Origin of the sequence: Enterococcus sp. DIV1208, assembly GCF_050530455.1 — a bacterium.
Classification (GTDB): Bacteria; Bacillota; Bacilli; order Lactobacillales; family Enterococcaceae; genus Enterococcus_B; species Enterococcus_B hirae.
The window spans coordinates 2,252,100-2,272,602 of record NZ_CP172887.1 but is presented as its reverse complement, the minus strand read 5'-3'; the positions used below and the strand labels follow the sequence as shown (position 1 = coordinate 2,272,602).

The 20,503-nt window shown below is 37.9% G+C and carries 21 protein-coding genes; 14 read left to right on the top strand and 7 right to left on the bottom strand.

Going from position 1 to position 20,503, the window contains the following annotated elements; translation table 11 throughout:
* The 6 genes from IGK91_RS10475 to IGK91_RS10450 all read left to right on the top strand — a co-directional run bounded on the left by IGK91_RS10475 (window position 1) and on the right by IGK91_RS10450 (window position 5,687).
* A complete protein-coding gene (locus IGK91_RS10475; protein WP_181934438.1) occupies window positions 1-807 on the top strand; it encodes a carbohydrate ABC transporter permease in 807 nt (268 codons plus the stop codon).
* Window positions 808-1,422, top strand: coding sequence for a DUF624 domain-containing protein (locus IGK91_RS10470; RefSeq protein WP_010737124.1), 615 nt, complete (start codon window positions 808-810; stop codon window positions 1,420-1,422).
* Between the two features lie 176 nt (window positions 1,423-1,598).
* Complete coding sequence (gene sapR / locus IGK91_RS10465; protein WP_181934395.1) at window positions 1,599-2,273, top strand: two-component system response regulator SapR; 675 nt, start codon at window positions 1,599-1,601, stop codon at window positions 2,271-2,273.
* 17 nt (window positions 2,274-2,290) lie between these two features.
* Window positions 2,291-3,316, top strand: coding sequence for a two-component system sensor histidine kinase SapS (gene sapS, locus IGK91_RS10460; protein ID WP_010720832.1), 1,026 nt, complete (start codon window positions 2,291-2,293; stop codon window positions 3,314-3,316).
* 88 nt (window positions 3,317-3,404) lie between these two features.
* A complete protein-coding gene (locus tag IGK91_RS10455) occupies window positions 3,405-4,271 on the top strand; it encodes a GRP family sugar transporter (protein WP_010720831.1) in 867 nt (288 codons plus the stop codon).
* A gap of 36 nt (window positions 4,272-4,307) precedes the next feature.
* Window positions 4,308-5,687, top strand: a complete 1,380-nt coding sequence (locus IGK91_RS10450) for an APC family permease (protein WP_081123373.1) — start codon at window positions 4,308-4,310, stop codon at window positions 5,685-5,687.
* A gap of 221 nt (window positions 5,688-5,908) precedes the next feature.
* Here IGK91_RS10450 and IGK91_RS10445 read toward each other — a convergent pair whose 3' ends face one another.
* Entirely contained in the window at window positions 5,909-7,096 is a 1,188-nt protein-coding gene (locus IGK91_RS10445) for a toxic anion resistance protein (RefSeq protein WP_081123372.1), read from the bottom strand.
* Window positions 7,097-7,265: 169 nt separating this feature from the next.
* On the bottom strand, window positions 7,266-7,931 hold the full coding sequence (locus IGK91_RS10440) for a 5-bromo-4-chloroindolyl phosphate hydrolysis family protein (RefSeq protein ID WP_010737126.1): 666 nt from the start codon (window positions 7,929-7,931) through the stop codon (window positions 7,266-7,268).
* A 225-nt stretch (window positions 7,932-8,156) separates the two neighbouring features.
* Here IGK91_RS10440 and IGK91_RS10435 point away from each other — a divergent pair, with 225 nt between their 5' ends.
* From IGK91_RS10435 to IGK91_RS10420, 4 genes are read left to right on the top strand one after another with little or no spacing between them, the layout of a single operon-like run.
* On the top strand, window positions 8,157-8,720 hold the full coding sequence (locus IGK91_RS10435; RefSeq protein WP_010737127.1) for an NUDIX hydrolase: 564 nt from the start codon (window positions 8,157-8,159) through the stop codon (window positions 8,718-8,720).
* A gap of 12 nt (window positions 8,721-8,732) precedes the next feature.
* On the top strand, window positions 8,733-9,017 hold the full coding sequence (gene macP / locus IGK91_RS10430; RefSeq protein ID WP_010720826.1) for a cell wall synthase accessory phosphoprotein MacP: 285 nt from the start codon (window positions 8,733-8,735) through the stop codon (window positions 9,015-9,017).
* Window positions 9,018-9,033: 16 nt separating this feature from the next.
* On the top strand, window positions 9,034-9,726 hold the full coding sequence (locus IGK91_RS10425; RefSeq protein ID WP_010737128.1) for a 5'-methylthioadenosine/adenosylhomocysteine nucleosidase: 693 nt from the start codon (window positions 9,034-9,036) through the stop codon (window positions 9,724-9,726).
* A gap of 11 nt (window positions 9,727-9,737) precedes the next feature.
* Entirely contained in the window at window positions 9,738-10,286 is a 549-nt protein-coding gene (locus IGK91_RS10420) for a cysteine hydrolase family protein (RefSeq protein ID WP_010737129.1), read from the top strand.
* Between the two features lie 260 nt (window positions 10,287-10,546).
* On the opposite strand, the gene IGK91_RS10415 is transcribed toward IGK91_RS10420, so the two are convergent.
* From IGK91_RS10415 to IGK91_RS10400, 4 genes are all read right to left on the bottom strand, one after another.
* Entirely contained in the window at window positions 10,547-11,131 is a 585-nt protein-coding gene (locus IGK91_RS10415) for a biotin transporter BioY (protein WP_081123371.1), read from the bottom strand.
* On the bottom strand, window positions 11,118-11,795 hold the full coding sequence (gene bioD, locus IGK91_RS10410) for a dethiobiotin synthase (RefSeq protein WP_014834453.1): 678 nt from the start codon (window positions 11,793-11,795) through the stop codon (window positions 11,118-11,120). The genes IGK91_RS10415 and bioD overlap by 14 nt, the downstream gene beginning before the upstream one ends.
* Window positions 11,785-12,750 (bottom strand): biotin synthase BioB, encoded by a 966-nt coding sequence (gene bioB / locus IGK91_RS10405; protein ID WP_010737132.1) that lies wholly within the window; start codon window positions 12,748-12,750, stop codon window positions 11,785-11,787. The genes bioD and bioB overlap by 11 nt, the downstream gene beginning before the upstream one ends.
* A gap of 961 nt (window positions 12,751-13,711) precedes the next feature.
* On the bottom strand, window positions 13,712-15,619 hold the full coding sequence (locus IGK91_RS10400) for a M13 family metallopeptidase (RefSeq protein WP_010737133.1): 1,908 nt from the start codon (window positions 15,617-15,619) through the stop codon (window positions 13,712-13,714).
* Window positions 15,620-15,797: 178 nt separating this feature from the next.
* Between IGK91_RS10400 and IGK91_RS10395 the strand changes: the two genes are divergently transcribed.
* From IGK91_RS10395 to IGK91_RS10380, 4 genes are all read left to right on the top strand, one after another.
* Window positions 15,798-16,646 (top strand): dihydrolipoamide dehydrogenase, encoded by an 849-nt coding sequence (locus IGK91_RS10395; RefSeq protein ID WP_179133082.1) that lies wholly within the window; start codon window positions 15,798-15,800, stop codon window positions 16,644-16,646.
* Window positions 16,647-16,727: 81 nt separating this feature from the next.
* Entirely contained in the window at window positions 16,728-17,702 is a 975-nt protein-coding gene (locus IGK91_RS10390) for a ribose-phosphate diphosphokinase (protein WP_010720818.1), read from the top strand.
* A 176-nt stretch (window positions 17,703-17,878) separates the two neighbouring features.
* Window positions 17,879-19,009: a cysteine desulfurase family protein gene (locus IGK91_RS10385; RefSeq protein ID WP_010737135.1), complete on the top strand. Its 1,131-nt coding sequence runs from the start codon at window positions 17,879-17,881 to the stop codon at window positions 19,007-19,009.
* A 75-nt stretch (window positions 19,010-19,084) separates the two neighbouring features.
* Window positions 19,085-19,426 (top strand): DUF1831 domain-containing protein, encoded by a 342-nt coding sequence (locus IGK91_RS10380; protein ID WP_010720816.1) that lies wholly within the window; start codon window positions 19,085-19,087, stop codon window positions 19,424-19,426.
* 124 nt (window positions 19,427-19,550) lie between these two features.
* Here IGK91_RS10380 and IGK91_RS10375 read toward each other — a convergent pair whose 3' ends face one another.
* Complete coding sequence (locus IGK91_RS10375) at window positions 19,551-20,327, bottom strand: hypothetical protein (protein ID WP_010720815.1); 777 nt, start codon at window positions 20,325-20,327, stop codon at window positions 19,551-19,553.
* Window positions 20,328-20,503 lie beyond the last annotated feature (176 nt).

The following is a 20,503-nucleotide window of genomic DNA, read 5'->3' as shown; positions in this document are numbered from 1 at the left end:
ATCGTTAGTTATCTCCTCATGACGGCTATCGGGCTCGTATTGATCATACCATTATTGTGGATGGTATTTACTTCTTTAAAACCAATGGAAGAGATCGTACGTTATCCTCCAACTTTTTTTCCAGAAAAAATTGTTTGGCAAAACTATCTGGATACAATTACTGCTTTCCCCTTCTGGCGTTATGCAAGGAATACTTTATTGATCACAGTCTTAGTGGTATTTGGCAATGTTCTCTCGAATTCCTTCATTGCTTATGGGTTTGCGAAATTAGATTTTCCAGGAAAAAAGCTAATGTTTGCTTTAGTCCTTTCTACGATGATGATTCCAGGTTTTGTGACCATGATCCCCCAATATGTTCTATTCTCAAAAATAGGCTGGGTAGGAACTTATTTACCATTGATCGTTCCATCATTCTTCGGCAATGCATTTAATATATTTTTGATGCGTCAATTTTATTTATCCATCAATGATGAATTAATTGAAGCGGCAGAAATCGATGGAGCAAATCATTTCTATATTTGGAGCCGTCTGATGCTGCCGCTGACTAAACCAGCGTTAATCACGATTGCGATCAATTCATTCAATGCGGCTTGGAACGATTTTTTAGGGCCGTTATTATACATCCAAGATCAAGAGAAGTATACTTTACAGATTGGGTTGCAAGTTTTCCAAAATCAGGCGACGACTCAATGGAATTATTTGATGGCAGGAGCCACACTTGTTTTGATCCCAATGATTTTGATGTTCTTCTTTGCGCAACGTTACTTTATTGAAGGAATGGATTTGACAGGAGGGTCAAAAGGCTAAATGAATAAAATTCATAGTGAAAAAATCAATCAGCATTTTTTGACAGTCATTGAATGGATTCCGTCATTGCTTATTTTGCAATTCTTATGGCTATTAACTAGCTTACCGCTGTTGACAATCGGCAGTGCTAGTCGTACGGTTATGTCTACCATTTATCACTACCACAAAAACGAAGAGAAAAAGATCCATACGTTGTTTTGGCAAGAACTTCGTCATAATTTTTTGACCTATCGTAAGCAAGACCTCATAGTCAGTTTCTATTTATTGCTTTTACTAATTGATAGTCGTATTTTTCTTTACTGGGGCGGAGCATGGGGATTGATATTGATGTATGCTTCGTTAAGTGTCCTTTTTTTAAGTATCGTGATGGTTAGCTACCGTATGTTGCTCCAACTAGAGAGAGCAAACGAAGTCCCTCTTTTTACTGCTTTTATTTTATTTTTTTATCAATGGAAAAACGCTCTCTTACATTTAGGGGGAACACTGCTACTACTGCTTTTTTTATTCTTCCTGGGACCTATTTATGTGGTTTTAGTCGGAGGAAGTTCCTTGCTTTATTTACAAACTTTTTTGTTTTTTGGACGGAAAGAAATAAAGAGCCCTTCAAAAGTTTAAGAATAGTCAAAATATTTGCGATGAAAGAATCAACTACGTGACTAAATATTGAGGAATAAACCCATCGTTTCAGATGTAAGGCGTATGGAGAGGGAAATAGTTGAAAATATGGTTACTTGTCACGTTCGGCCTTCTTTGTTATGGTTATAGCAAGAAAGAAGTAGGAGGACAACAAGATGGCAAAAATTATGGTTGTAGAAGATGAAGAAATCATCCGCCAACTCATCATGGAAGAACTGGAAAAGTGGCAGTTTGAAACGTTCGGTACCTCTGATTTTAATCAAGTATTTGCAGACTTTGAAAAAGAAGAACCTCAACTTGTTTTATTAGATATCAATCTTCCGGTCTTTGATGGCTACTACTGGTGTCAAAAAATTCGAGAAGTCTCCAAAGTGCCGATTATTTTCATCTCCAGTCGAAATACCAATATGGATATGATCATGGCGATGAATATGGGCGCAGATGATTTTGTCACCAAGCCTTTTCAAATTGATGTGCTGATTGCCAAAATCAATGCTTTATTGCGACGTTCATACAATTATGGGGAACTGTCGAGTGAAGTCATGAGTCATAATGGGATCACGTTGAATGTTGATAATGGGAGTATGGAAATCAACGGTGAAATCATCGATTTAAGTAAGAACGAATACCGATTATTATTTATCTTGATGAAGCAACATGGGAAAATCCTTAGCAGAGAAAAGTTATTGAGAGCATTATGGGATGATGAGCGGTTTGTTGATGACAATACATTGACAGTCAATATCAATCGTTTACGTCGGAAAATCGAACAAGCAGGGATCAAAGGATATATCGAAACAAAAGTCGGGCAGGGCTATATTGTTCTCTGAAAGGATGAAAATAAATAATGAATTTCTTTAAATACTTAAAGGATCAATGGTCGTTGCTCTTAGGCTGGCTCTTTTTTGTCTTGCTAACGATTTTTGTCATGTGGTTAGCACCTAATATTTTAGTCGACTGGACTATGGTTGGCTATCTGGCGCTTATTCAAGCCGTATTTTTGTTTTTTTATTTACTTGTCCGTTATTTAAGTAAACGTCATTGGTGGGAAAAACTTGCCGATCTCAAACAAATATCTCCGCTACAAAGTTATTTGAGTGGCGGTCATACAGAAGAAGAAAAATTAGTCGAAGATTATATCAATCAATTGATCCGTGAGCACCAAGAAGTCATGCAAGAGGCGATTAGTAACCAACAGGATCAAAAAGATTACATTGATTCGTGGGTCCATGAAATCAAGGTGCCTTTAGCAGCCTCTGAACTCTTGGTGCGTTCGATTGAATTTGATATTGATGATCAAAAATATACCCTACTAGAAAACGAACTAGCCAAAATCGATGAATATGTAGAACAAGTTCTTTATTATGCACGGTTGGATAGTTTTTCGAGAGATTATTTAATCCAAGAGTATGAATTAAAAAGCATCATTCAGCCAGTGATTCGCAGTCAGGCGAATTACTTTATTCAAAAAAATCTTCGGTATGAGATTATTGGGGAAGATCAAAGAGTTTTAACAGATGCCAAGTGGGTAGCTTTTATATTCAAACAAATTTTGAGCAATGCGATTAAATATACACCTGACCATCGAGAAATCATCATTTCGATCGAAAAGAACCAACAAGGGATCTCTTTAGCCATCAAAGACTCGGGCATCGGTATTCCTAAAGAAGACTTGTCGCGGATTTTTGACAAAGGATTCACAGGTTCTAATGGACGATTGAGTAAAACACATTCTACTGGTTTAGGGCTTTATTTGGCTAAATCCTTAGCTGAAAAACTTGGGATCCAACTACTTGCTGAATCAATTGTAGGAGAGGGAACAACGATGACCCTGTTTTTCCCAATCTTAAATTTCTATAATGAGAAACGTTAGAAAATAGTTAGAATCGAAAAAAACTTCTTGTGTTGTGAACGTTTTCGCTGATAAGTTTCATATCATGTGAAATAAAAGGAGATTAGTTATGGAAATTTTAATAGCATTAATCCCTATGGTAGCATGGGGAAGTATTGGTTTAGTAAGCGGGAAAATTGGTGGCGATGCCAATCAACAGACATTAGGGATGACGATTGGTGCATTTATCTTTTCATTAGTTGTCTTTTTCATCGTTAGCCCAACAATCACACCATGGATTTTCTTGATTGGATTCCTCTCTGGGTTAGCTTGGAGTGTTGGTCAAAACGGACAGTTCCATGGAATGAAATTTATGGGCGTTTCTGTTGGTTTGCCTTTATCGACTGGTTTTCAATTAATTTTGAATACGATTGCGGGAGCCGTTTTCTTTCATGAATGGACACAAACGAAAGATTATGTATACGGTATCCTAGCTTTAGCACTTCTTGTTAGCGGTGCCTATTTAACAGCACGCCAAGATGATGAAGGAAAAGTTGATACTGACAATAAAATGCTTGATTTTGGTAAAGGGTTTAGAGCATTGATCTATTCAACGATTGGTTATGGTGTTTATACGATCATTGTGAACTGGGCTAACTTGGATGCGATGTCAATCATCTTACCTCAAAGTATCGGAATGATCTTAGGTGCAAGTTTCTTTGCCTTTCGTAAAGTGAAAGTGGATCAATTTGTTTGGAAGAACATGATTTGTGGTTTGCTATGGGGAATTGGGAACGTGTGCATGCTCTTAACTGTTAAATCACTTGGTTTAGCTGTTGGATTTTCATTATCACAGATGGGGATTATCATCTCAACTTTAGGTGGTATTTTCATTTTGGGAGAAAAGAAAACGAAAAAAGAACTTGTTTACGTTATTGTCGGTTGCCTTTTAGTCATTTTAGGTGGTATCATTTTAGGGTATATGAAAACGGCTTAATGGCCGTTTTCCAACCTAAAATAGGGAGGTACTGCCATGGATTTGTTTCGTAAGAAAGAAATCAATCTCAACCACACAAGTGGGATGAAGAAAGATCTGAAAACGTCCGATTTAATTATGCTTGGAATTGGCGCAATTATCGGCACAGGAATATTTGTAGTGACAGGGGTTGCGGCCAATCAAAATGCGGGTCCAGCACTGTCACTTTCATTCGTTTTAGCTGCAATCGTTGTCATTTTATCGGGGTTAAGCTTTGCTGAGTTTGCCTCACGTGTGCCAGTCATTGGTGGCCCGTATGCGTATCTTTATGTTGTTTTTGGTGAATTTGCCGCCTGGTTAACAGGTTGGTTGTTGATTGGCGAATTTCTATTAGCAGTTTCGTCGGTTGCTTCCGGCTGGTCTGGTTATGTTCAAGGGTTCTTGGAAGGTTTTGGAGTCCATTTGCCACAAGCCTTGACCAGTGGTTATAATCCTGACAATGGCACCTATGTCGATTTGATCGCAGTGTTCGTTGTCATATTTGTGACATACATCGTTTCTTTAGAAGCCAAAAAAGCATTAAGATTGAATAATATCATGGTTTTTGTGAAATTCGGTATTATTGCATTATTTATCGTTGTAGGGATTTTCTTTGTAAAACCTGAAAACTGGCAACCATTTACACCATTTGGTTTTTCAGGCGTTTTAGATGGAGCAGCTCTAGTCTTCTTCGCTTTCTTGGGATTTGATTCAGTTGCAATGGCAGCCGAAGAAGTGAAAGAGCCACAAAAAGACGTTCCTCGAGGGATCATTGGTTCGATCTTGATTGCCACAGCTTTATACATCGTAGTTACCTTGATTTTAACGGGGATTGTTCCGTTTACTGAATTAGGGGTCAGTGACCCAGTTGCCTTTGCGATGCGTTACGTTGGTCATGGAACAATCGGAGCTGTGATTGCAGTCGGTGCCATTTTGACGCTCTTGACCGTAACGATTTCTATGATGTATTCGCTAGCTCGGTTATTGTTTGCTGTAAGTAAAGACGGTCTTTTACCTAAATTTATGACAGAGATCGATGAAAAGCATCGGACGCCTAGAAAGGCGACTTTTGTAGCTGGGGTAGCGGCTTTATTTTTCGCTGGTTTCTTCCCATTGAATATTCTCGCTGAACTAACAAACATCATGGCGTTGACCTATTTGATGTTAGTCAGCTTAGGATTACTTAAACTAAGAAAAATGTTTGGTAAACCAAAAGCCGGTGAATTTAAAGTGCCATTTGTACCGATATTACCGATTATATCTATCGGTACATGCTTGGTATTGATGCTTCGTTTACAACCAGTCACATGGATCGTCTTCGGTATCGTGACGGCGATTGGATTAGTGATTTACTTTGGTTATGGGTACCAACATAGTAAAATGAATCAACAAAATTGATGCTTCGTTCTATTCGATTAACCTAAGCTTAAAATAGTTAAAATATCTTTGATAAGACGAGTGTAAGACATCTTGAGTCCTTCGATGAATTGGTTAGCCAAATTCATTTTGAAGGATTTCGGGGTGTCTTTTCTATCCTTTTAAAGCATAAAAAAGATGTTGGCGAATTTCACCAACATCAAAAATCTAGAGCTTTTTTGATTGATCCATATAGATCATTCTTATTGTGTTAAATCGAGTAATTTTTGTTTCAAGTCGTCTTCCATATGACCAAGTTCGACTTCTGCATGACGACGTTTTTCTTTTCCTTCTTTTTGGATGCGTAATGTTTCTTGGATCGTTTCGATCAAATCATTTTGAGTTGTTTGTAAGGTTTCAATATCAACGATCCCACGTTCATTTTCTTTTGCTGTTTCAATAGCAGAGATTTTCAACATTTCTGAATTTTTCTTCAAAAGGTCATTAGTTGTCTCAGAAACTTGACGTTGGGCAGTTACCGCATCTTTTTGGCGAAGTAACGTCAAGGCGATCACTACTTGATTTTTCCATAGAGGGATCGCTGTTGCGATTGATGCTTGGATTTTTTCTGCTAACGCTTGGTTAGTATTTTGGATTAAACGGATCTGTGGTGCTTGCTGGATAGTGATCTGTCTTGCCAAACGTAAATCATGGGTTCGTTTGTCTAAACGATCTAGAAATTGAGTATAATCATTTGCAATTTGAATATCCATTTGATCGCCTGTTTCTTCGGCTTTTTTCATTGCTTTAGGAATGATCGTTGTTTGAAGTTCTTCCATCTTCAATTCGCCAGCTGCGATATAAATATTCAGTGCATCAAAATAATCTTTGTTTTTTTGATAGAGTTGTTCGAGCATCAAATTATCTTTTAAAAGCCCGTCTTTTTCTTTTTCTAGTTTAACAGAGATTTTATCGATTTGGGCACCGATCTTTTGATATTTTGCAGTCACTTCATAGATCGATTGTTTTACTTTGCCAAACATCCGTTGGAAAATATTGCCTTCGCCAGCTCGCAATTCATCAGGATTTGCTTCTTGCAGACGATACATCAATTCAGTCAATGAATCTCCGACAGGACCAATATCTTGTGCCTGTACATGATTTAACATGGATTGTGAAAATTCACTTAACTTCGTTTGAGCAGCAGAACCGTAGCTGATCACCGACTGTGCATCTGAAACATCGATTTTAGCTGCTAGCTCTTTGGCTTGCTCTTGTCGTTCAGCAGGTAGTTTATCAATCAAGCGTGCAGCGGTTTGTTGTTCTTGCAAAGCATTGATTTCTGACTGTTGTGTTTGGGTTAATTTATCTGTTGGGGTAGAGAACGGATTATTTAACAAATCATCTAACGTGTCATTTACAGGTGTTACCTCTTTAGGTTTATTATCCATTTAAAACTCCTCCTCGTGGTTCAATGTGATGCGATAGGTTCAATGTTATCATTTTTGTAAAAAAACAGTTGTTCATCTTATTCATCTATTATAAAGGATAAACAAAAGAAAGGATAAGCAAAAGGAGTGTCTAAGAAACAAAACACTCCTTTATGATTCTATTAACCGATCATTGCGATTGATTGTTATCATCAGATAGATTCTCTCGTTTTAAGCTTTGTTTCGCAACTGATATTTCTACATCTAGATCATCTAAATCTTCAGAGACAAATTGTTGATAGTCTTGAGCAATCAGATGTGCTAGTTGATCAATGATTTGTGAACTTTCTTCGAGCTTTTCGTAAGTCTGTTTGTTTTTGATTTCATGGTCGTTGATCTCAATATATTTATTGGTCAAATCGACTAAGTTTGGTAAGTGAGTATAAAGAAATTGACTTGCTTCGTGTAATCGGTTGGGCTCTTTCACCAATGCTTTGAAGAGTGCTTTGGCCGCCTTCACTGTATCGTGACGAAGATCGACAGCTTTTAGTTTGGCTGTTTGTTGCATGTTTTGTTGCAATTGTTCAATTTCGACTTTCGTTTGATTCATTGTCTGTCTAAAGAAAGTAATCTCACTAGGTGTCATCCCGCTTTTTGTATAATGTGATTCAAGTTCATCAGATAAATCGGGCATTTCATTTTTTGCTGATTTTTTCTTGCCAGAGCCAAAGATTCCCCAAATCACTAAAGCTGCACCGATAATCAAAATGACTGTTACTAAAGAAAAGTGACCTTGACGAATCAAAAGAAACACCAACAATAGACCTAAGATCCATCGCCAATTTAATTTTCGCATAATAAGCCCTCCATATATATTCCATCCATTTTAAGTAATGAAGCGTTGTTCTCATTTCCACCCTTATTTTAGCACACTCAACCTAAGAAAGAGTATGGGACTAAAGGAGGATTTTGTAGATTTAGAGAATTTCTAAGGTTTAGTTATGGTAAACTAAAAGAAAACTCTAGAAAAATTGAAAAGTAAACGAAAAGCGGGTATTATTACAAAGAAAGTGGGAGAAAGATGCTTGAATATGAGCAATTTGAAGAAAAAACGATCGAACGAAAGGAAATCTATCACGGAGCAATCATCGATGTTGCAGTAGATGACGTCCGCCTGCCAGATGGAAAACTTGCCAAACGTGAATTAGTGTTTCATCCGGGTGGTGTAGGGATCATCGCATTTGATGATCAGAATCGTTTATTATTAGTGAAACAGTTTCGGAAACCATTAGAAAAAGTGATTTTGGAGATCCCTGCTGGGAAAATCGATCCAGAAGAAAGCCAAACACCGGAACGTACCGCTGCAAGAGAACTGGAAGAAGAGACTGGGTATCGGGCAAGAAAGCTCAAACATGTTTCATCTATGTATCTTTCACCAGGATTTGCAAATGAGATCATGCATATTTATCATGCGATTGATTTACAGAAAGTAGAGAATCCGTTGGCTCAAGATGAAGATGAGGTGCTTGAATTATATGCACTGACTTTCGCAGAAGCTAAACAAGCAATAGATGATCAACTGATCTGTGATGCGAAAACCATGTATGCGATCCAATATTGGGAGCTATTGATTAAAGGAAAGTAGAGGGATCGGCTGATGGCCAAAGGACCGCTGATTACGAGAAGTGAATTACGTAAACGACAGCAGGCGCAAGCCCAAGAGTCATTAAAACGGCAAAGAAAAGAAGAGGCTGCTTATCAGCAAGAAGAAAAGAAAATTGCTAGTTTTTATCGAAAGGAACAAAAACGGAACAAACCTATCACAAAAACAAGAATCGGTGAACGTGAAAAAACGACGAAGTGGAATTCATTTTTGATGAAATCCTTGATTATTGTTATTCTATTATTGTGTGTCGTATTTTTTGCGGTCGCATTTATTTAGAAAGAAGGAAAAAGCTATGAAAATCGGTATTATCGGTGCAATGGAAGAAGAAATCAAAATTTTAAGAGAAAAGCTAAGTGAACCCTTGTCATGGGAACGAGCAGGAGCATTGTTCATTTCAGGCTCTTTAGGAAGACATGAAGTAATTGTGGTTCGTTCAGGGATCGGTAAAGTTTTGGCATCAGTCACTACTAGTTTATTGATCCAACAATATGGTGTGAATATGGTCATCAATACAGGTTCAGCGGGTGGTATCGGACAAGGGCTACAAGTAGGCGATATCGTAATCTCTGATAAAGTAGCTTATTTCGATGCAGATGCAACCGGATTTGGCTATAAGCCAGGACAAATACCAGGGATGCCGCTTTATTATGAAGCAAGTACGTATCTTCGCACAGAGATGGCAAGAGCAGCCAAAGCGATAGATCTGAATGTGAAAGAAGGCTTGATCGTTACTGGAGATACGTTTGTTGATTCTTCCGAAAAAGTAGAAGAGATTTTAACAAACTTTCCAGATGCGTTGGCTTGTGAAATGGAAGGAGCGGCTGTTGGACAAACGGCTCGTCAGTTCAATATTCCTTTCTTGATCGTTCGTGCGATGAGTGATACTGCTGATCATGCAGCGACACAAACCTTTGATGAGTTTATTGAAGATGCAGGGAAACGTTCTGCTGAGATGGTAATCGAATTTGTCAAACATCTTGTATAAGGAGCCCATTAATGAAAGCATTGATCTCGATTGATTACACGTATGATTTTGTGGCAGATGACGGGAAATTAACGACAGGTAAAGCTGGTCAAGTGATTGAACAAGCAGTGACGACTCACACGAAAAAGTTTATCGAAGAGGGAGACTTTGTGGTGTTTGCGATTGATGCGCATGACCCATCGGATAACTTCCATCCTGAAAATAAACTATTTCCTCCGCATAACGTGATTGGCACCAATGGTCGTGCCCTTTATGGTTCGCTACAAGCTGTTTACGAAAGAGCTCAAGAACAAGCCAATGTCTATTGGATTGATAAGCGGCATTACTCTGCTTTTAGTGGAACAGATCTAGATATTCGGCTCCGTGAGCGGGGGATCACTGAACTCTATTTGACTGGCGTATGTACGGACATTTGTGTGTTGCACACAGCTATTGATGCATATAATTTAGGCTATCAACTGTTTATTTTTGAAGATGCTGTAGCTAGCTTTGATCCAGTCGGTCATGACTGGGCACTACGTCATTTTGAAACAGTCCTCGGGGCAACGTTGATCAAGTAAATATATAATAAGCTTGTTAATGATTTGTGGGCCTAACTGGTTCATGAAGTAACCAGATCATTCTGTTGTACATTCTGTCGTACGATAGAGTAAGTCAATACGGAAAAATAAACCGAAGGGGGACTGGGATAAAGTTGTCTCAACCTCTTCTTCGGTTTATTTTCTTTCATAATTTTGTAAGATTTTTTAAGTCAATCAATCAGTATCCATTTTAAGCCGATGGTTCGATTCTTTTCCAATCGCTGAAATAGCGGCTTTTATTAGGAGATAAAGAGTTGGTTTGCTAGTTTGTGCTTATGAATGAGTGGCAATAACTTATAGGTAAGCAAACTAGCTACGAACACAAGTAAGATATCGCAACTTAAATCAATCAATGTCGAAACTGCTAGCACACTGTAAAGAACATTCGTTTCTTTAAGGTAAAAGAATAAAATCAAGCATTTATACAACAGACCGATTAAATAGAGATAAAGTAATCCTGAATAGTTAATGATCAGGATTTTTTTTAATGGGAGCCATTTTCTGCGCCAGAACAATTTTGACAGTGTAGCTTGAATCAGTGGGAAAGTTGCAAAAGATAGTAGAAAGCCAAAACTAGGTTTAAAAATATAAAAAATACCTCCGCCACTAGCAAAAATCGGTAATCCAATGAGCCCTAGGATCAAATAACTGAATGTGACAATGAGCCCGTATTTTGTTCCTAATAAAGGATAAATCAGATAAATCGTTATAATTTGTAAAGATAAATAATCGAATAGTGGTAACGGAATCACTAGTTTTGCTGTGATGATCAATAATGCCATCATCATCGCCATCATGGTGATATCTTGCCTATTTGTATACATTTAAATGCCACTCCTTACTAAGTTCTCTTTTTTTTGTTCTCGATTTTAACCAATGAGTTAAATCCTCTAAATAGGGTAATTTGCCAATTTGTGTGATTCCTGTCTTATCTGTCATCCATTGGCTTAAATCTTCCATGTCATTCTTTTCATTTGCTTTACTTGAATTAAAAACCAGACCTGCTATTGGAATGCTTTCGCTTTGTAATAAACTAGTCGTTAGCAACGTATGATTGATTGCACCTAAATAATTATCCGCAACGAGAATAACCGGTAATTGCAAAAGTTTGATCATGTCTAACATGGTTTGCGAGTCATTAATGGGAGAAAGCAGACCACCTGCTAATTCAAAAATCGTGGGTCGATTTTTTTTCAAGACAACATTTGCTTTTTCCTTCAAGACAAGTAGATCGATCCATTGATGTTCTTTTCTGCTAGCGATATGTGGAGAAGCTTCTAATGACATTGAATAGAAATGAACAATATTTTGTTTCTCAATATGGCAGGCTTGATAAAAATCTGTATCAGGAAACGGTCCTGTTTGGATCGGTTTCACGAGTAACGGTTCCTGATTTGTCAGATCACGTAAATATTCATAGAGTAAGACACTGATCACTGATTTTCCACAATCGGTATGAATCCCGCAAATAATATAATTATTCTTCATCACAGACACCAGCCACAACTAAACCTAAACGATCAAGCATTTTTTGATCTTCAGAAATAGGTGCTCCTTTCTCTGTCAAATAGTTGCCTAAAAAAATAGAATCCACGATCAATAAAGCAAATGGTTGGAGTTCTCCTAAATGAAACTCTCTTCCGGCACTTACCCTAAGTTCTGTAGCAGGGAATAGTAACCTCAGCATGGTTAAGATTTTTAAACATTTCATAGGGGTTAATTCATTGTGTTCCTCAAACATTGTTCCAGCAATTGGAAGTAAAAAATTGACTGGAACGGAATAAGGCTCTTGATCTTTTAAGTCAAAAGCCAGATCGACTAATTGTTCATCTGTTTCTCCCATGCCACAAATAAAACCAGAGCAAATATTCATTTCGTGCTGACGAAGTTTGTTTAATGTTTCTAACCGATCATCATAGGAATGGGTTGTTGTGATGTTTGGGTAATTATCTCGACTAGTATTAAGATTATGATTCAACCGATCTACTCCACACGATTTTAAATAATCAATTTGTTCCTCAGTAACTAAGCCAATGGATAAACAAATCTCAATCGACATTATGCTTTTGATCGTTTGAATTGCCTCACCTAAAAGGTGTATTTCTTTTTTTGATGGGCGTGTTCCGCTTAACGCAATGCAAAACACACTGGAATGATTCTTTTTAGCAATCAACGCTTTACGAATGATTTCTTTTTTGGGTAATAATCCATATGTTTCAATCGTTGCAGAACTTTTTTTTGATTGCGCACAATAACCACAATCTTCTCTACACAAGCCGCTCTTAGCATTCAGCAATGTATTCAGACGGATGATATTTTGTGACTTGTTTGTTTTGAGCTGAAGGGCTTGTGCATAATACCCCCATAAATTAGTTTTGTCTTTTAGTATCTCCAGACATGTTGTTTTTGTTAGCGGAACACAAGGTTCGAATAGATTTTCCATAAAAACACCTCTTTACTTTCGTTAACTAATTTTATTACAAAGGTTAACGAAAATAAAGAGGTAAATGAAATGATGTAGTTTTATGACTATTTATGGTCGGAAAGAGTAGATAACAGTAGAGAACAGTGAAGGAAGATGGAAGAATTTATTTTTCTTTATTAAGTGGAGTTGGTTTGTGGGTAGTCAAAATGAGCTTGGTAGAAAAGTAAAGGATAATATTAAGAGAGGTTGAGAAAAAAGTGTTCAGCATCAAGAAATAAGAAGGAATTTCCGAAAATTGACAAGAAACGCAAAAACTCGTTTTTGATGTTGATTGTTACCTACTTGGTGCTTCTCAAATTTTTGGTAAATTTCGGCAAATTTTCCGAAGATGCTACTTTTGTCTCACCGTGAACAAGAGGTCGTGAAAAGAGTGTTTTGACCTGAGCGCTCACCAAGTAAAAACTACGACGAGTAATCGCAGGAGCATTAAGGATGGAAATCTCGAAACAGCTTCCCATGTTTTGAGATTTTTTGACTTATCGCCGAAGGTCAGCTCTTTGAACACCGTGAATTAGAGGTCGTGAAAACATCGGGTAGCTCTGATGACAATAAGAAAGAATTTTTTGAAACAGCTCCTCATGTTTTGAAAAATTCAGGCTTATTTCAAGGAGCTGATGTTTGAACACCGTTTAGCAAGAGGCTGTGAAAGAAGCGTTTAGCTCCGAGCGAATAAGAGAGGATTTTTTAAAATAGCTCCTCATATTTTAGAAAATCATCGCTTATTGTTGAGGAGTTGCTTCTTGAACGCCGTTTATTCGCTTTTAGAGATACTAGAAAAGACTGAGACAACTTTTGTCTCAGTCCCTCGTAAAGAGAAAATAGTGTTCAAACAACCGCTCCTTGAAATAAGTCAATTTTTTTATATGAGAGGTTGTTTCAAAAAATTTTCTTATTGCCATTGGAGCGTTTTTTAACTGTATTACCAGATATGCACTCGTTTTTCAGGTGGAAGATACATCGCGTCTTTTTCAGTGATCGCAAATGTTTCATAAAATTCCATCAAGTTTTGGGGTTGGATATTGGCACGTAATTTAGCAGGGGCATGAACGTCGATTTGTAACAACAATTGTTGGTATTCTTTTTTTGCTTTTGTCCGCCAAATCGTCGCCCAGCTGACGAAAAAGTCTGCTAGTGAGTGATCTGCTTCGGTTTTTGCTGCTTCTAAAGCACAACTTAGACCGCCCGCATCTGCGATATTTTCTGAAACAGTAAGCTTACCATTAACAGTACCATCAGCAAATGATAAGCCATCAAATTCTTCGATCATTGCTTGGGCTTTTTCTTGGAAGTGTGCTAGATCTTCTTCCGTCCACCAGTTATTTAAATTACCATATTCATCGAATAAGGCACCATTATTATCGAAGGCATGAGAGATTTCATGGGCGATGACAGCGCCGATCCCACCGTAGTTTGCTGAACTTGATTGTTCTAAACTGTAAAATGGTGCTTGTAAAATAGCAGCTGGAAAAACAATGACATTTCTGAAAGGGTGGTAATAGGCGTTGACTGTATCAGCGCTCATTTCCCATTCCGTCCGATCAACAGGTTGATTCCAGCGACCAAAACGTTCTTTCAATTCGATTTTGCTGAAGGCTAAAGCGTTGGAAAGCAGGGTTCCGCCTTCTTCTTGTGTCACTGTGTGGTACTTCGTATATAAAGCAGGGATTTGGTCTGGATAGCCGACCTGAACTCCTAGTTTATCTAATTTGATGATCGCTTTTTTTCGAGTAGTATCGCTTAACCAGTTGTTTTTTTCTAAACGATCTTTATAGACAGAGATCATTTTTTCGATCATATGCTCAACATCTTTTTTGGCCGCTTCACCAAAGTATTTTTTGCCATAATAATCGCCAACGACTTGGTCAAATTGACCTGAAGCTAAGTAATAGGCAGCTTTTTTCTGCGGCATGGCTTCATCTGTGCCTGAGAGTGTCCGTGAGAAGATTCCGCTGATTTGTCTAAAGTCTTCTGATAGATAGCTACTCAACGAACGAATCGTTCGGACGATCATCCAGCTTTTGATCAATTGAAAATGTTCTGTGGTTAGTAGTTCGCCTAACTGTTCAAAATAAACAGGATCCGTCACGATTACTTTATCCGGTGTGGTACCAATCAATCCCACTGTCAACTTTTCTAGATCCAGTTTATCGGTATAGTGGATGAAGGTGTCAAATGACCGGGGATTGTACATTTTGCTGTAATCCGCTTTTTCTTCCGCACTTTTAACATGAGGCGCAACCAATCGATCAAATTGGATAGCTTGTTCAACGATTGCCTCTGCTTGGCTTTTTTCTTTTCCGGTTAATTCAACGAGTTGGACCATCATATCAAAGAAAACGCCTAATAGTTGCGCACCATTTGGATGTTCTGCAGTATAGTAAGTTTTGTCAGGTAAAAATAATGAAGGGGGATAAGCAAATAATGCGTTTGTTTGTGCATTTTTCATATCCGCATCGACATCTAAGCTAAACGGTAAAGGTAAACTATCCAATGTCCAAGTAGGAAATTGTTGGTTCAAGTCTTCAAAAGAATCGATTTTTTCAATTCGTTCAATTAAAGGAAGCAATGGTTTAGCAGCTAACTGATTTCTTCGATCATAATCATTAGCTAATTGATAAAAATGAAGAAAGTGACGCATCATATCTGATTGGACTTTATCAGGTTCAGCCAGCATATGATCAATGTCTGTCATCAAAAGATCATCGATACCGTCAACTAAGTCCTGGAAACCGCCAGTGGCTGGTTTATCAGCGGGGATCTTGGCTGTTTTTAGCCATTCTTCATTCACAGCTTCAAAAAAGTCTTGCTTTATAAGTTCTTTGTTCATTCGGTTATCGCTCCTTTTTATCTAATGTTCCTATTATCATATAAAAACAGCGAATAAACAAATAGAAAGAGGAAAGAAGCACTTGTGGGGTCTTGCCGTAGTCACAGCAGAACTAGTCTATCTGATTTGTTTTTCTCCTTATTTCACTTATAATAAAAAAGACGGAGGTGATTCGTTCTTGAAAACTGTATTTGAACAATCAATCGAATGGAATCTCGATGGTATCAAGAAACGGTTAAGCGCTGTGGAACAGTTGGCGATGAAGGATGAAGAAAAGGGTTACGCTTTAATTTTTGAAGATGGTAGTTATGTCATCCTAGATCAAAACAAACAACCAATAGAATACGGTCCTGCGAGCCACTCCTACCCAGATGCAAGAAAAGCTTATCAACTCGTACCGATGACTGAAGCAGAAGTCACCAATATTTCTCGTTGGCTTGCAGATGATCGTGAAAAAGCTTTGATTGCGCCAAAGGAAAACGGACAAGAACTTTTGGATTGTTGGGTGGGATTGCTTGAACAACGGTTTTTAAACTATAAAAATTGGCGGACACCGTCTGGCTATCTTTGTGGGACCTATGCTGCAACTGTCCTTATTGCTTATTACCAAGATTTTCAAAACGAATTGTTTTTCTCTCCAACGTTACGTGAAAAAGGAACGAAAGACCATGTGCAACTAAGTGAAGCATTACGCCAAGCGATCCAGCCGCTAGGACTTCCGACGGTTCCCGGTCAAGTCAGTCATGGTATCACGAAGTTTTTAAAACATACAGGAAATCGAGTGTCTGCTAGAAGTACGATGCTTGGTTCTTGGCAGCGAGCGACTAAACGGATTCGCCAAGGAAAACCTGTGATCTTAGGGGTGTTGAAAGTATTAGGGAGCACCTATGGCAATCATTGGGTCACTGCATATGCATATTATCAATCCTCTTCTGGAGAACGCTTTTACAAAGTTCATGACAACTGGGGCAACACGGATCAATTGATTCCTGCTAGTTGGTGTAATGGAACTGTTTCGCTGCCTTAAAAATTATTTACAGAAATTACCAGAAAAACTGGAAAAAATATGTTAAACTATCGAAGAAGAGAGAACAATAGGGAGGACAACATGAGTAAAAAGTATCAGGATGACACATTGAAAATCTTTAGCTTGAATGGAAATCGACCACTGGCAGAAAAAATTGCCAAGGTGTTTGGAACGGAGCTAGGAAAAAGTGTCGTAAAACAATTTAGTGATGGAGAGATCTCGATCAATATCGAAGAAAGTATTCGTGGGGATCATGTTTATATCGTGCAATCAACCAATCAGCCAGTTAATGATTATTATATGGAATTATTGATCATGATCGATGCGATGAAACGTGCCAGTGCAAAAACGATCAATGTTGTGTTACCTTATTACGGTTATGCCAGACAAGACCGTACAGCAAAACCACATGAACCGATCACAGCTAAATTGATTGCTAATTTGATCCAAGAAGCTGGCGCAACTCGTGTGCTGACATTGGATTTGCATACAGTTCAAGTCCAAGGATTCTTTGATATCCCTGTAGATAACTTATTCACAATGCCATTGTTTGCTCACTATTACCGAGAACTTGGTTTAACAGGTGACGATATTGTTGTCGTTTCACCAAAAAATAGTGGTGTCCAACGTGCAAGAAGTCTTTCTGAATATTTGAATAGTACATTGGCGATCGTGGATCACGCCGATGATGCAGATGAAAATAGTGGATATGTGATTGGTGATGTCCAAGGAAAAACATGTATCATGGTCGATGACATCTTGAATACTGGTGCAACGCTTGCTCGAGCTGCTAATGTTTTGAAAGAAAACGGAGCAAAAGAGGTTTATGCTTGTGCTTCACACGGCTTGTTGTCTGTTCCTGCAAAACAAATTTTAGATGATGCACCGATTAAAGATATCTGCATCACTGATTCTGTATTTACTCAAGAAGAACGTCATCCTAACAATTTAACGATTGTTACTTGTTCAGAGCTGATGGGAGAAGCGGTTAAACGAATTCATGAAAATACACCAATGAGTCCATTGTTCCGTCTAGAAGAAAAAGTATTTGATTAATCATTTTTTGTTAAGTGATGAAATAAAATTCGTTCGACAATCGTGGTAGCACGAATTGTCGAACGAATTTTTTTCTAAAAGTTGGGAAACTATCCTGGTTTAGTGATTGTTTCTTTGGTAACTTGCTTATTTTATGCTAGAATGTGCCTAGTTCTATTTGGAAGGGATGAAAGAAGTTGGAAAAAATCTATTTGGATCATGCAGCGACGACGCCCATGCATCCCTACGTCATTCAAGAAATGACCACAATGATGCAAGAAACCTTTGGGAATCCTTCGAGTATCCATGGCTTCGGCCGAATTGCCCATGAAAAGTTAGAAACAGCAAGACAACTTATTGCTGATAGTTTACAAGTCAATGATCATGAAATCATTTTTAATAGTGGAGGGACAGAAGGCGATAATACAGCGATCCTTGAAACGGCTTTTTCACGAAAAAAAGACGGGAATCATTTGATCACTACCGCTATCGAACATCCTGCTGTCTTGAATACAATGAAATATCTGGAAACACAAGGCTTTGAAGTCACGTATTTACCAGTAGATGAAAAAGGCAATATCTCACTAACTGACTTTGATGAAGCATTAAGTGATGAAACGATTTTAGTCTCGATCATGTTTGGGAATAATGAAATCGGGAATTTGATGCCAATCAAAGAAATCGGCGAACGGTTGCGGGAACACCCTGCTTATTTTCATACCGATGCGGTTCAAGCTTATGGGAATCAGACGATTCATCCAAGGGAGTTAGGTGTTGATTTACTTAGCATCTCTGCCCATAAAATCAATGGACCAAAAGGCGTAGGATTTTTATATAAAAAAGATGGCATAAATATTCCTTCACTACTTTTAGGTGGAGAACAGGAAGAGAAGCGGCGAGCAGGTACTGAAAATCTCGCAGGTATCTGGGGAATGGCGCAAGCGGTCAAGCTTCTAACCGCTGAAGAACGTGAAGCTCGAAGTGAAAAATATGCTGGATTCCAAGAGTTGATTTTGAATACCTTGGAAAAAGAAGGAATTTCTTATCAAGTCAATGGTGATTTAAACAACAAATTACCACATGTGTTAAACCTTCGATTACCTGGTGTTGCGAATGACTTACTTTTGATGAAGTTGGATCTTAATGGGATTGCGATATCTACTGGGTCAGCATGTACAGCTGGTAATATCGAACCTTCGCATGTGCTGGAGGCAATGTATGGGGAAGAGACACCAATCCTTAAAGAATCCATACGAATCAGTTTTGGTTACGGCAATACCAAAGAAGAAGTCCAACGTTTTCTTGATGTATTGATCCAATCAATCTAAGTTGGAAAAAACCTAGTAAATGATGCAAGAAACTTTTATAATAAAAGTAGAAATCAATTTACCGAGGTGAAAATCATGGCATTTGAAAAAACAGCCACAGTTTTAGGAGCAAAAACAAGTTATCGTTTACATCCAGATGCAAAACGTTACACTTTGAGAGACAATGGGTTTACCGAAACAAATGGCGGAAACTATCAGTTGATTCGTCCGCTAGATGCAACCCCACAAAGCAAAGAAGGGTTTAAACTAAAAATCACTGTTTCAAAGGATATCCAAACACTAAAAATGTCTATTACGACAGCTAACGGATTGAAAGCAGTCAATATTTTTAAAGACGACCGGCAAAAAATGAGTCAAGATAAATTTTATTTTTTGATGGATGGTATGATCAGCCGAGGATTATTTGAAAAAGTCTAAGGAAGTCGAACGTATCTATCATTGTTGCCAGTAAAAAAAGCAAAGAGAACAGCTAGTAAAGCTGATTTCTTTGCTTTTTTACTATCTATTGAAACGGGACAATCGCTAGAGAATAACCATTACTCTATTCTACTTTTGTCCACTCATCTAAGGATTTACCATTTTCATCAATGATTTCTAACCAGCTGTTTGTTCCACCGAAGTAGAGTAACAGACTTGCTTCATTGACGCTTTTGACGATAATATCTTTGCTCGTTTTATTTCCTACAATGCTATCTTTATAATCATCACGTAATTTATCCCCATATTTTGCCGCATAACTGACGGAACCGTCTTTATTTAAAGGAGCTTCCGCTAATAGTATAGCCCCCTTTTTGATCAATAATTCATTTCGACTGATCCAATAAAGCGTTGCCTGACTGTTTCTAAAATTAACGGTAAAAGGGATCTCACTAACTTCCTTTGTCCAACGATGTCTTGCTTTTGCCGGCTTTTTCTTTTGAGGACTGCTTTTTTCTAAAGAGTAACCAAATACTGCCAAGATTTTTGTGATTTCTTCGACTGGTTCCGCTAACTTTTTGACTTGTACTTGAGGGATCGTTTCTTTTGCGGAATCATCGATTTCTACTGTCAATCCCGTTGATTCTGCCTGTTCTTGAAGTAGGTAGCTTAGATGACTGGCTTCAAGATCCCAAGGAAGTTGAACCAATACGATGTGATCCCAACTTTTAGGTACCACGGTTTGACCGATTGCGATACATTGTTTGTTTTTGAAAAATAGATAAAGTGAATGATCAGGTAGAGCTGGTTTTTCTTTTGTGATAGTCATCTTCCCATGTTCATTTGGTAACGTAATCTCGATTGCTGAAGGAGTCAGAGTAGTATGAAAGCTGATAGGCATAATCAATACCTCCTGTTTTTCCTTAAGTTTACCATGATTTACTTGTGATTACTTTTTTCTAGCATTGTACACAATAGGCAATGAGAACAATGAATAACCGCTTTTTAGTTAAACAGACAATCACTTTTGCTAGAAAAAGAGCTAACATTTGTTTAATTCTTTGATGTTGTTTATTC